The organism is Actinomyces oris (assembly GCF_001937665.1).
GTDB lineage: Bacteria > Actinomycetota > Actinomycetes > Actinomycetales > Actinomycetaceae > Actinomyces > Actinomyces stomatis.
The window spans coordinates 1-14,111 of the sequence record NZ_MSKL01000042.1; the positions used below are offsets into that span (position 1 = coordinate 1).

The 14,111-nt window shown below is 64.7% G+C and carries 10 protein-coding genes and 2 pseudogenes; 8 read left to right on the forward strand and 4 right to left on the reverse strand.

Going from position 1 to position 14,111, the window contains the following annotated elements; translation table 11 throughout:
- Together BKH28_RS13015 and BKH28_RS13020 are read right to left on the reverse strand one after the other, a co-directional pair.
- Window positions 1-441: pseudogene (locus tag BKH28_RS13015) on the reverse strand (zinc transporter); the annotation flags it as partial.
- A complete protein-coding gene (locus tag BKH28_RS13020) occupies window positions 438-1,091 on the reverse strand; it encodes a DUF6318 family protein (RefSeq protein ID WP_256696078.1) in 654 nt (217 codons plus the stop codon). The pseudogene BKH28_RS13015 and the gene BKH28_RS13020, both read right to left, overlap by 4 nt.
- Before the next feature lie 635 nt (window positions 1,092-1,726).
- Here BKH28_RS13020 and fecE point away from each other — a divergent pair.
- The 3 genes and pseudogenes from fecE to BKH28_RS13030 all read left to right on the forward strand — a co-directional run.
- Window positions 1,727-1,846, forward strand: a pseudogene (gene fecE / locus BKH28_RS13925) (Fe(3+) dicitrate ABC transporter ATP-binding protein FecE); the annotation flags it as partial.
- A gap of 281 nt (window positions 1,847-2,127) precedes the next feature.
- On the forward strand, window positions 2,128-3,150 hold the full coding sequence (locus BKH28_RS13025; RefSeq protein WP_075419212.1) for a zinc-dependent alcohol dehydrogenase family protein: 1,023 nt from the start codon (window positions 2,128-2,130) through the stop codon (window positions 3,148-3,150).
- Window positions 3,151-3,272: 122 nt separating this feature from the next.
- Complete coding sequence (locus tag BKH28_RS13030) at window positions 3,273-3,824, forward strand: NAD(P)H-dependent oxidoreductase (RefSeq protein WP_075419204.1); 552 nt, start codon at window positions 3,273-3,275, stop codon at window positions 3,822-3,824.
- A gap of 84 nt (window positions 3,825-3,908) precedes the next feature.
- On the opposite strand, the gene BKH28_RS13035 is transcribed toward BKH28_RS13030, so the two are convergent.
- Together BKH28_RS13035 and BKH28_RS13965 are read right to left on the reverse strand one after the other, a co-directional pair.
- Entirely contained in the window at window positions 3,909-4,403 is a 495-nt protein-coding gene (locus BKH28_RS13035) for a GNAT family N-acetyltransferase (RefSeq protein ID WP_075419205.1), read from the reverse strand.
- 94 nt (window positions 4,404-4,497) lie between these two features.
- The gene (locus tag BKH28_RS13965) at window positions 4,498-5,826 is read right to left on the reverse strand and encodes an NAD(P)H-dependent oxidoreductase (RefSeq protein WP_178388895.1); all 1,329 of its coding nucleotides are present in this window, start codon (window positions 5,824-5,826) and stop codon (window positions 4,498-4,500) included.
- Between the two features lie 259 nt (window positions 5,827-6,085).
- On the opposite strand from BKH28_RS13965, the gene BKH28_RS13045 reads away from it, so the two are divergent.
- The 5 genes from BKH28_RS13045 to BKH28_RS13065 form a co-directional block, all read left to right on the forward strand.
- Window positions 6,086-6,979 carry an inositol monophosphatase family protein gene (locus tag BKH28_RS13045; RefSeq protein ID WP_075419206.1) on the forward strand — a complete coding sequence of 298 codons (894 nt, stop codon included), beginning with the start codon at window positions 6,086-6,088 and terminating at the stop codon, window positions 6,977-6,979.
- Between the two features lie 109 nt (window positions 6,980-7,088).
- Window positions 7,089-8,201: an ATP-binding protein gene (locus BKH28_RS13050; protein WP_075419207.1), complete on the forward strand. Its 1,113-nt coding sequence runs from the start codon at window positions 7,089-7,091 to the stop codon at window positions 8,199-8,201.
- Window positions 8,202-8,447: 246 nt separating this feature from the next.
- Window positions 8,448-9,284, forward strand: a complete 837-nt coding sequence (locus BKH28_RS13055) for an undecaprenyl-diphosphate phosphatase (protein WP_075419208.1) — start codon at window positions 8,448-8,450, stop codon at window positions 9,282-9,284.
- 224 nt (window positions 9,285-9,508) lie between these two features.
- Window positions 9,509-11,935, forward strand: coding sequence for a tetratricopeptide repeat protein (locus tag BKH28_RS13060; protein WP_075419209.1), 2,427 nt, complete (start codon window positions 9,509-9,511; stop codon window positions 11,933-11,935).
- 42 nt (window positions 11,936-11,977) lie between these two features.
- Window positions 11,978-14,111, forward strand: a 2,134-nt coding sequence (locus tag BKH28_RS13065; protein WP_075419210.1) for a tetratricopeptide repeat protein, incomplete at its 3' end; no start/stop codon positions are given.

The following is a 14,111-nucleotide window of genomic DNA, read 5'->3' on the forward strand; positions in this document are numbered from 1 at the left end:
CTGACGGGTGATGCCCGAGCCGGAGGCGATGAGCGTGGCCGCCTGGCGGGTGGTGATCGTGATCGTGCGGGGCCCACCACCGTTGGTGGGTTCGGCGGGTTGAGCAGGCCCGTCGCTTGGTGGGTTGTAGCACTTGTCGCTTATATGCCCGGATTCGTCCTTCTGAGGCATGCATTTTTGCTGGGGCTTCTCATCCCACATCGACGGGTCGGAGGCCACCACAGCCGGACGCTCCTGAGACGGAGGCTCTTCAGAACCCGGCGTCCCCTCCTGCGGAACGGTCTCAGTCACCTCGCCATAGGCCTGACTGCCACCATCGACGTTTCTCGCCCCTAACTTCGCCCCAGGAGCATTGGAATCTTGTTCTTCAGCCCTCAAAGAAGGGGTCACGAGAAGTAAAACCGAAACTATAGCAGCGGCAATACTGCATCTTGCTTTCATTTTGAAACCACCTCAACAGCCCCAATCATCCATCTGCCATTATTGTATCGAATTCCGAAGTTCACCTCCTGCCCAGTTATTGCTTCAGAGGTGGTGGGATTACTTCCATCTCCGTAGTATGAAGCCATCTTTCCGTAGTTGACGATGACCTTGACTCTGTTGTAGTCGTAACCTTTTAGCTTCTCATAGAAGGTCATTTCGATGATTTCCTGATCCCACTTGTCTGCCCATCCCCCTTTGCTGTGGATGTCGTTGGCGTCATCGATAGTGGACTGGCAGAACTTGCAGCGGTCATCGCTCATGGCAGCTAGTTCGGTGGTGTTGCCGGTCATGAAGGCGTAGCGGTAGAGCTCGAGGAAGTAGCGAACACTGGAAGCGGCCCCCTCGGGGCTCTCCTGGTTCATCTGCTCAGGCTTGGCGGGTGCGGGTTCTGCCAGGGCGGCGTCGCGCTTGGCCTTGAGATCGGGGGTCAGAGCAGCGTCCCGGGAGGCGCTTGCCGAGGCGTTGGCGTCGGCGACGCCCTTCTCAGCCCGGGCGATAGCCGCGGATGCGCTGGCACTCGCGCTGGCGCTGGCCTCGGCCTCGGCATCCTTCAACGAGCAGGCCGCCACCCCCAGCGCCAGCACACACACCGCCACCAATCCAGCCACACCCCTCCGGCGCCCGAGACGAGCACCAGACCAACCCCGGCGCCCCAACAGCGCCGACCCGCTCAACCGTTCCCGCCTTCCACGTAGAGCCAGTTGCTCCGCGTGCCCGCTGGAGCCGTCGGGGTCCAGGCGGGATTGAGGGCTTTGCATCATGGGGTGTCGTTTTGGTGGGGCCGTCTGGTCGGGGCTGGTTGCTGGCTGCCGTACACCTGTGGGTGTGGGGGATCGTAGGGACGCACTGATCACGGAAGCCTCCTCGCCGCCGAAACAACTCCATGCACCCCCTGGCCGGGCGACGCTGCCCGTCCAGGTGGTGTATTGACATTACCCGTCCACACGCCCCCACACCAGACCTTGACGCCACCCTGTGGAAAACCGCGACACAGGAGCCTCCACGCCCCAGAGGGGCAGTTCAGCGACCCTCGCGTCACCCTGGCCCGCGGCCGCCCGCTCGCGTCCGAGGTCGAGGAGAAGCGATGTGGCTGCGTGAGCCGCGCTCACACTCCGCCACCTGACCTCATAGGACTCCACCAACCATCACTCAACCGAAACGACACCCCACGGGTAGCCCGACACTCAGCCCGCAGCACACTCAACTCAGGTCACCAAGATTCCAACCAGCACCGACCCGGAAAATCGAGGAAGCCCTCGGCCTGGCGGTCCAGGTCATCTCCGACCCTCTCACCGGGACCCCGCTGGTTCTACCGTTACCGCGCAAGACCCGGGACACGGCATCAACTGGCAAAGCCGGGTAGGGAGCGGCAGCGCCCGCAGCCCGGCTTCGGCCGAGCGCGATCATCCGTGATCGTCCGCAACCGTCGCCGCCCGCTCGCCGGCACCGGTCTTCGCCCGCTCTCGGGCCGAATCACGCCACCCCCTGAACCGAGGCCGGTCCCCCGCAGCCCCACTGGGTAGCCCTGATAGAACCTGCCAGGCGGTGGACCCGCGTCGAGACGCGCGTTTAGTCTTCACGTATCAACCCGCACTGATGTGAGGACTGCTTGTGACTGCTTCTGCACCCACCCTGCCCACCACCATGCGCGGCGTCGTCATGCACGCCGCCGGTGACGTCCGTGTCGAGGACCGCGAGGTCCCCCACGCCATCGAACCCACCGACGCCGTCGTCAAGCTCGAGGCCGCCTGCGTCTGCGGCTCGGACCTGTGGCCCTACCGGGGCATCTCCCCCCTGGAGGAGGCCCGCCCCATGGGCCACGAGTACGTGGGCACCGTCGTCGAGGTCGGCGACGAGGTCAAGAACGTCAAGGTCGGCGACTTCGTCGTCGGCTCCTTCTGCCTGAGCGACAACACCTGCGAAATCTGCGAGGACGGCTACCAGTCGCGTTGCGCCAACGGTGGGTTCATCGGGGACACCCAGGCCGAGTACACGCGCGTGGCCCTGGCCGACGGAACCCTCGTCGTCGTTCCCGGCGGCAAGCCCGAGGACCCCGAGATCATCGCCTCGCTGCTGGCCGCCTCCGACGTCCTGGGAACCGGCTGGTTCGGGGCCGTGGCGGCCCAGGCCGGTCCCGGCAAGACCATCGCGGTGGTCGGCGACGGCGCCGTGGGCCTGTCCGCGGTGCTGGCCGCCAAGGCCCTGGGGGCTGAGAAGGTCATCGTCTTCTCCCGACACGAGGACCGGGCGGCGCTCGCCCGCGAGTTCGGCGCCGACGTCGTCATCGCCGAGCGCGGCGACGAGGGCGCCGCGAAGGTCAAGGAGCTCACCGGCGGCTACGGCGCGCATGGCGTCGTCGAGGCCGTGGGCAACCAGACCTCGATGATGCAGGCCATCGCCTCCTGCCGCCCCGGCGGGCACCTCGGCTACGTGGGCGTGGCTCACGGCGTCTCCCTGCCCGGGGACCAGCTCTTCTTCGCCGAGATCAACATGCTGGGCGGCCCCGCCCCCGTGCGCCGCTTCCTGCCCGACCTCATCGACCGCATCCTCAAGCGCGAGATCGACCCCGGCAAGGTCTTCACCCTGCGCCTCCCACTGGAGGAGGCCCCCGAGGCCTACAGGGCCATGGACGAGCGCCGCGCCATCAAGGTTCTCCTGGAGCCCTGATCCGGTCCGCACCCGCACGGCGCCCACGGTGCGTAGCATCTGGTGGGAGGGCACGACGTCGTTGACGTCGCCCCACCGAGCGACGCACCACCCACCATCACCGCCTGACAACAGGAGCATTCATGAAGACCCTCGTTCTCGTCTTCCACCCCGACATGTCCGCCTCGCGCGTCAACCGGCCCCTGGCGGCCAGGGCCGAGACCCTCGGTGACGACGTCACCGTGCGCTACATGTACGACATCTACCCCGACCAGAAGGTCGACGTCGCCGCCGAGCAGGCCGCCCTGGAGACCGCCGACCGGGTCGTCCTCCAGTTCCCCATGTACTGGTACTCCACTCCCGCCCTGCTCAAGCAGTGGCAGGACGACGTGCTCCTCTACGGCTGGGCCTACGGCTCCACCGGCAAGGCCCTGGCCGGCAAGGAGCTGCTGGTGGCTGTGAGCACCGGTGGCCCCGGTGACGCCTACAGCCATGAGTCCTCTTACGGCTACACGATCACCGAGCTGCTGCGCCCGCTCCAGGCGACGGCGAACATGGTCCAGATGACCTACCTCAAGCCCTTTACCACCACTGGGACCCTCACCATCACCGATGAGGCCCTGACTCAGCGGGCCGAGGACTACGCGGCCGTCCTGCAGTCCAAGGACCTGCCCGTCCTGGAGCTTCACGGCTGAGCACGCCGGCACGCAGCTTCCACAAGTCCGAGGGCCCCAGACCGGCGAACCGGCCTGGGGCCCTCGGCGCGTCTCACGGGCGTCTCAGTCGCCGTCGGCCAGGTCCTTGAAGTAGCGTGCCACCGGCCAGCGCTGGAAGCCGAGCCCCTCATAGGTGGCGCGGGCCGGGGCGTGCCCGTGGTCCCCGCCGGTCTCCACCATCACCATGGCCATTCCCGCTGCCCGGGCCCGTTCCATGGAGTGGTTCATGAGGGCCCGCCCGATGCCGCGACGCTGGTAGTCGGGGTCGACGACGACGATATAGACCTCCCCCATCCGGTCCTCGGGGTGCAACCGGGTACACACCCAGCCCACCGGGCGCCCCTCGAGGACGGCGACGTCGACGCCTTCGGGCTCACCATCGAGGACCTCGGCGAGATCTGCGACCTGCCGCTGCCGCCAGCCCTCGGGGTAGAAGGAGTGGTAGACGAAGGCGGGCACGTCCTGCTCCATGAGCGGGAACACCGGGGCCCAGGCGCGCAGGGACAGGTCCAGCAGCGCCTGACGCTGCTCCGGCCGGTACGCGACGATCTCAACCATGCCAAGATCCTACGGCGCTCCCCATGGATACGCCGGGTCCCCGCCGGTCATCGCGCCGGCAGGGACCCAGAAGGCTCAGGACCGCTCAGGAACTTCAGCCGAAGATGTCGAGCAGCGGGAGCTCAGGGGTCTGGAGGACCGCGGCGTAGTCCTGCGCACGGCCGGCGATGGCCTCATCGGTGATCTCCAGGGCACCCACCGACAGGAAGGGCACCGCGTACTTGGTGCCGATGACTCGCGAGGTCCCCTGCATGGGCCGCAAGAACTCGTGGATCGTGTAGATGTGCGCGCCCTCGCGGCCGTAGGCGCTGCCGGCGCCGCCGACACTGACGGCCAGAAGCAGCTCCTTGCCGTGCAGGGCGGTGCCGGTCGAGCCGTAGGCCCAGCCGAAGGTGAGGACGTCGTCGAGCCACTTCTTGAGCAGGGGCGGGCAGGAGAGCCAGTACATGGGGTACTGCAGCACGATCCGGTCGGCGCCCAGCAGGGCCGCCTGCTCGGTGGCCACATCGATGTTGAAGTCGGGGTAGATGTCGTACATGTAGCGCACGGTGATGTTGCCGCCGAGCGACTCCGCCGCGGCCCCGAGGGCCTTGTTAACCCGCGACTCGGAGATATTGGGGTGGAAGACGAGAACGAGAGTGTTCACGGAGGACTCCCTGGTGTCGTTGGACTGTGATGCGGGGGATGCTCCCCGTGAGGCGCCGTGGTCGCCGGCGCCGGAGGCGGACAGGACGTCGCTCAGGCTGGAGAAGCCGCCGATGATGACCTCCACCTTGGGAGCCATCGCGCTGCGGTCCAGCCAGGACTCCTTAGGGCGGAAGGGGACGCGGTCGGCGTCGTCGCCGCCGTGCAGCTCGTGCGGCCCACGCATCCCCAGGGCGGCGCCCGAGCCGCCGAAGCGCTCGTCCCACATGCGGGTGGCGGCGTCGATGCCTCGCTCGCCCTGACCCGGCCGACGGTCGGACTCGATGGTCTCCGCCATGGCGACCGCCTGTTGGTGGGCGGTCAGAACCGTCGAGAGGGTGTAGCTGAGCGCCAGGTAGGCGTCCTCGCTGCGCAGACCACCGGAGACGAGGGCGTTGTGGGCGCGCTTGGCCACGGACATGAAAGGCACGTAGGCCCAGGCCAGGTTGATGAGGGTGTGGTCCAGGCCGGGATGGGCGTCGAGCACGTCCCACAGCGAGTCGGAGAGCTGGCGCAGGTAGTCCTGCCAGCTCAGGCCGGTGGGAGGCAGTGTGACGTCGGCGGACACACGCTCCAGGCAGGCCACGAGCAGGTCGTCGCGTGAGCTGACGGTGCGCCCCAGATCAGCCGCACTCACCCCGAGCCGACGCGCCACCTTGCCCATCGTGAACCGGTCCACACCGATCTCAAGGGCCGCTGTGACGACGTCATCCCTGGTAAAACCGGCACTATGCTGCATTGAGCCTCCCGGGTTGGGTCATACTCGTCAGCGTAACGAACCAATAACAGGCCGCCAAATCGAAGGCGCCTATCCACATGATGACCGACGCCGTTCTTCCGCAATATAACGATAAAAAACCACCTCTCCTCCGCATTGCTCACACAGTTCGGAATCTCAAGGCGGGATAACGACTCGACGCTCCTCTGGTGGCCCACCCGGTGGCGCGCCCGACAACGGTGGGGTCTCACCGAGCCCACTCCCCCGTTACCGTGGTGCCATGAGCGAGACTCCCCGCCCACAACGCCCCGTCTTTCCGGAACCGCCCGCGGCGCCCTCACCGGCAGCGGCACCGCCCGCTGTGACGGCACCCCCGGCCAAGCAGCGGCGGTGGCGCGACGACCTGCACCTGGCGCACACGATCGCCAACAAGGTGGACAGCCTCACCCAGGCCCGTTTCGACGCCGGCAACTTCACCGTGGAGACCAAGTCGGACCTCACCCCGGTCACCGAGGCCGACAAGGAGGCCGAGCGGGTCATCCGCGAGCAGCTGGGGCGGGCACGCGGACGCGACTCCGTCCTGGGCGAGGAGCTGCCCACCACCGGGCACTCCTCACGTCAGTGGGTCATCGACCCGATCGACGGGACCAAGAACTTCGTGCGGGGCGTGCCTGTGTGGGCCACGCTCATCGGCCTCATCGAGGACGGCCAGTGCGTCGTCGGACTGGTCTCCGCCCCCGCGCTGGGGAGGCGCTGGTGGGCCGTGTCCGGCGGCGGGGCCTGGACCGGGCGCTCACTGAGCTCGGCGCGGCGGCTGTCGGTGTCCGGCGTCGACGACCTCACCCGGGCCTCGATGTCCTACTCCTCGCTGTCGGGGTGGGCCCAGACCAAGCGTCTGCGCGGGATGCTGGGGCTCATGCAGTCGTGCTGGCGCACCCGCGCCTACGGGGACTTCTGGTCCTACATGCTGGTGGCCGAGGGCGCCGTGGATCTGGCCGCCGAGCCCGAGCTCGAGCTCTACGACATGGCGGCACTCGTTCCCGTCATCACCGAGGCGGGTGGGCGCTTCACCTCCCTCGACGGCGAGCCCGGCCCCTTCGGGGGCAACGCGGTGGCCACGAACTCGCTGCTGCACGACGTCGCCCTGCACCACCTGAGCGCCGAGACGGACTGAGTCGCCGCAGCCAGCCGAGCCTTCACCTCCCATCACTGGAACTCAGCACGCCCTGAAGTTATAAAAGATCTAAAAGATCTAAAACGCGCAAAAGTGGAGACGATCACGCATGGCCAACCCCTTCAAACCCACAGCGGGCGCAACGCCTCCCTTACTTGTTGGCCGCAACCGCGTCATCGAGGAGTTTCTGGAGAGCCTCGATGACGGCCCCGGAGCACCCGGACTCCTGGAGCTCATCACTGGCGCTCGGGGCGTCGGGAAGACCGTCATGCTCACCGCACTGGGAGACTCGGCACGAGAGCGCGGCTGGGTGGTCGTTGATGAGACCGCACGCGAGGGACTCATGGATCGCCTCGCCGCCGAATTCACTCGCCAGTTATCGCAGCTCGCCGGCAAGGAGCGCTCACGGTTGACCTCCTTGAGCCTAAGCACACCGCTCGGAGGCGGTAGCGCAACACTCGAGCACGCACCTGCTCCTGAGCCCTCCTGGCGGCAGAAGGCGCGAGCACTGACCCAGTGGCTCGCGGAGCACGGCACCGGCCTGCTGCTCACGATCGACGAAGTGCATGCCATTCCGCGCGAGGAACTGCGAGCCCTGTCCGCAGAGGTGCAGCACCTCATTCGCGAAGGGGCTCCCATCGGCCTGCTCATGGCAGGACTCCCCAAAGCCGTTGAGGAGCTCCTCAATGACGACATCACCACCTTCCTGCGTCGAGCCGAGCGGATAGAACTCGGTGAGGTGGCCATCGACGACGTCTGTGAGGCCCTGAAGTCGACCTTCGACACGGGCGCGAAGGCGTTGAGCAACGACCTGGCCCAGGAGTGCGCGAACGCGACCGACGGTTACCCATTCATGATCCAGCTCGTGGGGTACCAGGTGTGGAAGCACAGTGGCGATGGCCCAGTGACCCAGCCATCAGTCGCCGCAGGAACGACCGCTGCCCGACTGCGCCTCGGCAACCTGGTTCATGCTCCGGCACTACGCGACCTGTCCGACGTCGACCGCACCATGCTCGTGTGCATGGCCAAGGACGACGGCCCCTCACAGATCGCCGACATCGCCGAACGCATGGATCGCCCTGTCAACTACGTGTCGGTCTACCGCAACCGGCTGCTCGCCGCCGGGATCATCAAGACCGCCGGCTACGGCAAGGTCGACTTCGCCGCCCCCTATCTGCGTGAGTACCTGCGCGAGCACGCAGCGCACCTCGTCATGGAGTGAGGCGCAGCCGCAGCCGACCACCCGCAGCCACACGCCGGGATCACACGGGCTGGACTTGCCACGCATCCAACGTTATAAAAGGGTCACAAACTTATACGCGGCCGCAGAACTGGGCGTTTGACCCGGCGTCGCCGCGCGGCTGAACCGCCACCGCTGCGGCGGGTACCACAGTGACCCGGCCGTTTCCCCACCTTGTGCGCCGGTAACCTGCCGTGAGTCCACCATCCATCCACCCCAGGAGTCCCTTTGAACTGGCTGCACGCCGTCCTCCTCGGCATTGTCGAGGGCATCACCGAGTTCCTCCCGGTGTCCTCCACCGGGCACCTCAACATCGTCGAGAAGCTGCTCGGCTACGAGATCAACTCCGCGGGCATGACCGCCTTCACCGCCGTCATCCAGGTGGGTGCGATCCTCGCGGCCATCATCTACTTCTGGGCCGACATCGTCCGCATCGTCACCGCCTGGTTCAAGGGCCTGAGCAACAGGCAGGCCCGCCAGGACCCCGACTACACGCTCGGTTGGGGCATCATCCTGGGCTCGATCCCGGTGGCCGTCGTCGGGCTGATGTTCAAGGACTTCATTGAGGGACCGGTCCGCTCCCTGTGGGTGATCGCCGGGGCCCTCATCATCTGGTCGGGGGCCATGTGGTTGGCCGACCACCAGCAGAACCTCAGCAAGGGCATGAAGGACGTGACCGTCAAGGACGCCCTCATCATCGGTGCGTTCCAGGCCCTCTCCCCGGTTTTCCCCGGCATCTCCCGTTCCGGGGCGACGATCTCCGCCGGCCTGTTCCTCAAGTTCGACCGGGTGACGGCTACGCGTCTGTCCTTCTACATGGGCATCCCGTCCCTGGTCGCGGCCGGGCTGCTGGAGGCAGCAACCGAGGCCAGCACCATCAGCAACACCGTGGGCTGGACGCCCACCATTATCGCGACCGTCGTCTCCGGCATCGTCGCTTACGCGACCATCGCCTGGCTGCTGCGCTTCGTGTCCTCCAACAAGTTCACCTCCTTCCTCGTCTACCGCGTGCTGCTGGGCCTGATCATCATCGCCCTGGTCTCCGCCGGCACCATCGCCGCCTGACGGAGTCCTTTTCACCGACGGCATTAGTCTTCGTGTGGGGCAACGGAAGAATCCGTTGCCCCACACGATTTCTGTGCCTCTCGGCGTCGATCCCCGACGCCGCACGAATCCTGCTTCTGCATTGCCGTCCGCTTGTACGATAGGCGGCACGGCACCTCCTGGGGTAAGCACAGACTCATAAGCCACTGAGGACAACACCTAAGGACATCAGAGAGATCCATAGCATGATCACACACGGCCAATCCGCTTCTCCGACGCTAATTCGCTTCGGCAGTCACCCCATGATCGTCGCCGATTTTGTCAAGCGGCAAGGGCAGGATGACCTCTTTCATGCCGTCGTCACTCGCGCCGAGCCCCGCACAGTTCTGATGGGGATGCGGGGATGCGGTAAGACTCAGCTGGCCGCAGCGGTTGCGGCCAGGTGCGAGAAGGAGGGCTGGCCCTTGGTCGCATGGATTCATGCGGCTTCGCGCAAGGAAATCATTGCCAACCTCTACGAGCTCGCGCTGCGGATCGGTATCTACGCGCCGAGCAACATCCCCCTGGAGGTCATTGTTCGGCGCCTCCTGGATCAGTTGCGCTCAGCAGAGGCAGCGGACCGTCTCTTCGTCTTCGACAACGTGGAGAATCCCGACGACCTGAGAGACCTCATCCCCGAGGGCGCCGGAGTTCGGACCATCATCACTACGACGCGCCACCTCGACGGGGAGGGCCTGGGGTGGTTGCGGTTGACGGTTGGCGCCTTCGATCGGGAGCAGTCGATCACCTTCCTGTGCGAGCGCACCGGAGACACTCACCGCGACGCAGCTGACCGAATCGCGGATGCACTTGGCGACACGCCCGTCGCCATCGCCCAAGCCGCTGCGACAGCAAAAGGGGGTGGATGCACCTTATCCGGCTACCTTGACAGGCTGAGCAATCACCCGCTCGAGTCACGCATCAGTCGCCTCGAGGGTGATAACTACCCTGACGCCGTCGGCATCGCACTGCTCATGGCATATGAACAGGCCTTGGAGCAGCTCAGCACCAAGCACCCTCAGCAGGAGAGGATCGCCATATCGCTCCTTGACGCACTGTCCCTCCTGGGTGCGTCCGGAGTACCGACTCACTGGCTCTTGAGGCTCGACAACAACTCCGACGACGCACGCAACACCCTGTCTTTCCTGAAGAGCACTTCCATCCTCCAAGAATCCAGCGACGGCGACAAGACCATTATTCACCGCCTCCAGGGACACGTTTATCGGGACACCTACCTGAGCAACCAGAAGAAGCCCGGTGAGGCACGTACGTCCGCCACAACAGTTCTCAGCGGAATGGACGTAGACCGACTAGAGAATGTTGAACAGCGGCGGCATGAAACCCGCAATCTCATCGAGCAGCTACTCTCAGTCACATCACAGGACTATTCTCATTCATTGTTTTCTGAGCCACAGGTGTCTTCAAAGCTCGCCGAGACACTGCAATGCGCAACCAGCCTTGAGATGTCGCAGATAGCCCTTACCCTCACTGACTGCGTTACCCAGGTCTGCGACACTTTGGGCCCCCACGACCCCCACACCCTCTCCCCACGCAACGAACTCGCCCGCGCCTACCGGGCGAGCGGCAGGCTCGACAAAGCCATTGCCATGTACAAGCAGGTCCTCGAGGATTCCACCCGCATCCTGGGAACCGACCATCCCAGCACTCTCGCCTCACGCGACGACCTCGCCGCCGCCTACCGGGATGCGAGCCGGCTCGAGGAGGCCATCCCCCTGTACGAGCGGATCTTCGACGACGTCATGCGCATCCTGGGTCCTGACGACCTCGGCATCCTGGCCTCTGGTCTCAACCTCGCCGACGTCTACCGGGATGCGAGCAGGCTCGACGACGCCATCGCCATGTACAAGCAGAACCTTCAGGACTCCGCCCGTATCCTGGGCCCCCACCACCCCCGTACCCTCGCCTCACGCAACCATCTCGCCGGCACCTGCCGGGACATGGGCAGACTCGATGAGGCCATCTCCCTATACGAGCAATACCTCGAGGACCTCACCCGCATTCTGGGTCCCGACCACCCCGACACCCTCGCCTCGCGTAGCAATCTTGCCGGCGCCTACCAGGCAGCGGGCAGACTCGACGAGGCCATCTCCCTCTTCGAGCAGAACCTCGACGGCCGCACCCGTCTCCTCGGCCCCGACCACCCCGGAACCTTGGCCTCACGGCACAATCTCGCCGGCGCCTACCAGGCAGCGGGCAGACTCGACGAGGCCATCTCCCTCTTCGAGCAGAACCTCGACGACTTCACCCGCCTCCTGGGCCCCGACCATCCCGACACCTTCACCTCACGTAGCACCCTCGCCGGCGCCTACCAGGCAGCCGGCAGACTCCACGACACCATCCCCCTGCACGAGCAGACCCTCACCGACCGCGCCCGCACCCTGGGGCCCGATCACCCCGTAACGCTCACCTCACGTAACAATCTCGCCGGCGCCTACCAGGCGGCCGGCAGGCTCAACGAAGCCATCGCCCTGCATCGGCAGACTCTCAAAGACAGCATACGATCCCTGGGCCCCTACCACCCCCACACCCTCACCTCACGCAACAACCTCGCCAGCGCCTATCGCGCCGCAGGCAGGATCGAGGACGCGGACAAGCTATTCCAGACGCCGTAAAAATCCGGTTCCAGCCCTGCTGACCGCTTGTACGATAGTGGCATGGCCGACCCCTTCTCCCTCGCTGTCCTGTCCGCCAGCATCACCGGGCTGCTCATCCGCGGAGCCGCTGTGGCCGTTGATCCTTCATGGGGCAACGCGGCGTCACTGCCTGGCGAGGCTCTCAACGCGTGGCGCAGCATGTGGAGCCTGCTGCAGGGGCGAGGAGCCGAGGAGAATCCGCTGGAGGCGTCCATCAAGGCCCGACTTCAGAAACAGGTCGATGACGCCAGCGAGCGGCACCAAAAGGTTGACTATTCCGCGTTAGCTGGAGCCGTCACCGAGATGGAGGTGGCGCTCAAGGAGCTCAGCGGGGACGACGCCACAATCCTGGAGGCGGTGCGGTTCCCGGATCGCTTCGAGATGTACCTCCGACGGCGGACGGCCGGCCGCCGCCGAAACATCGAGGCGGCAGCCGAGCCTTTCTTCAACGACCTAACCCGCATCGTCGCCAAAGAGTTCATCTATCGCGCGCCGGGCTCACGGGTCTTCGACATCGCCGCACTCAAGCAACTGCTCGCAGGCCAGGAGCAGCTACTTGCCGGGCAAGAACAGCTGTTGGAGGGGCAGGCAGAAACTCACGGACTGCTGGGGGCTATGGCGACGGATATCAAGGAGATCCATAGCGCAATCCCGCACGGACGATCTGCTTCGCCCACACGGATTCGCTTCGGTAGCCGCCCCATGGTCACCGCGGGCTTCATCGAGCGAGAAGGGCAGGACAAGCTATTCAACGCCATCTTCACTCGCGCCGAGCCTCGTGCAGTGCTGACGGGGATGCGAGGAAGTGGCAAGACACAGCTGGCCGCTGCCGTTGCGGCCAGATGCGAGGAGGAGGAATGGCCCCTAGTCGCCTGGATCAACGCGACCACACGTAAGGAGCTTGTTGCCGACCTCTACGAACTTGCACTGCGAATCGGTATCGACGCACCGAAGGACATCCCTCCGGAGACTATCGTTCAACGCTTCCTGGATCAGGTGCGCTCGGCAGATGCGGCGGATCGTCTCTTCGTCTTCGATAACATCGAGAATCTCGACGACCTGAAGGGTCTCACTCCCGAGGGCAGCGGAACTCGGGTCATCGTCACCACGACGCGCCACCTTGACTGGGGCAGTTTGGGATGGCTGCCGTTGCCAGTTGGCGTCTTTGAACGAGAGCAGTCGATTGTTCTTCTCTGCGAGCGCACTGGCGATACTCACCGTGATGCGGCAGATCGGATCGCGGACGCGCTTGGCGACTTGCCTGTCGCGGTGACTCAAGCGGCCGCAACAGCCACATGGGGACACTATTCCCTATCAGAGTATTTCAAGAGGTTGAATACTCACCCGCTCGAGTCAAGCATTAGCCGCCTCGAGGGCGATGACTACCCGGATGCCGTCAGCGTCGCACTGTTCGTGGCGTACGAACAGGCTTTGGAGCAGCTCAGAGCCACACATCCTCAACAGGAGAGGATCGCTATATCTCTCCTCGATACACTATCCCTTCTTGCCGCTTCCGGAGTGCCAACCCACTGGCTCCTCGAGCTCAACGATGACTCCGACAGAGTTCGAGACACCCTATCATTCCTGAAGAGATCATCTATCCTTCAAGAATCCACCGACGGCGACAAGACCATTATTCACCGCCTCCAAAGACAAGTTTACCACGAAACCTATCTGAGCAACCAAGAGAAGATCGACGAAGCATGTATGTACACTATAACCACCCTCAACGAGATCGAGATAGAGTCGCTAGATAATTTTGAAAAGCAGCGAGAAGAGGTGCGCAATCTCGTCGAACAAATACGTTCTGTCGCATCGCAAGACTACTCTTGCTCATTATTTTCTGATCCTGCCTTCGCTTCAGCAATCACAACGACACTGGGGTATGCCGACCAACTCGGAATACCTCAGTTGGCACTTACTCTCACTGAGTCTATTACTCACGCGAGTGACACCTTGGGCCCCAATCATCCTCACATCCTCACCACACGTAATAACCTCGCCGAAGTCTATCGAGCAGCAGGCAAACTCTACAAGGCCATCGAGTTGCACCAGCAGGTCCTCGACAGCCGCACCCATATACTAGGTCCTAACCACCTCCACACCCTCACTTCGCGCAATAACCTCGCCAGTGCTTACCAGGCAGCCGGACAAC

Excerpts from the sequence above, each read along its gene's own strand:
- BKH28_RS13025 (WP_075419212.1), top strand. The coding sequence starts at position 2,128 with ATGCGCGGCGTCGTCATGCACGCCGCCGGTGACGTCCGTGTCGAGGAC.
- BKH28_RS13060 (WP_075419209.1), top strand. The coding sequence starts at position 9,509 with ATGATCACACACGGCCAATCCGCTTCTCCGACGCTAATTCGCTTCGGC.
- BKH28_RS13035 (WP_075419205.1), bottom strand. The coding sequence starts at position 4,403 with ATGGTTGAGATCGTCGCGTACCGGCCGGAGCAGCGTCAGGCGCTGCTG.
- BKH28_RS13030 (WP_075419204.1), top strand. The coding sequence starts at position 3,273 with ATGAAGACCCTCGTTCTCGTCTTCCACCCCGACATGTCCGCCTCGCGC.
- BKH28_RS13050 (WP_075419207.1), top strand. The coding sequence starts at position 7,089 with ATGGCCAACCCCTTCAAACCCACAGCGGGCGCAACGCCTCCCTTACTT.
- BKH28_RS13965 (WP_178388895.1), bottom strand. The coding sequence starts at position 5,826 with ATGCAGCATAGTGCCGGTTTTACCAGGGATGACGTCGTCACAGCGGCC.
- BKH28_RS13045 (WP_075419206.1), top strand. The coding sequence starts at position 6,086 with ATGAGCGAGACTCCCCGCCCACAACGCCCCGTCTTTCCGGAACCGCCC.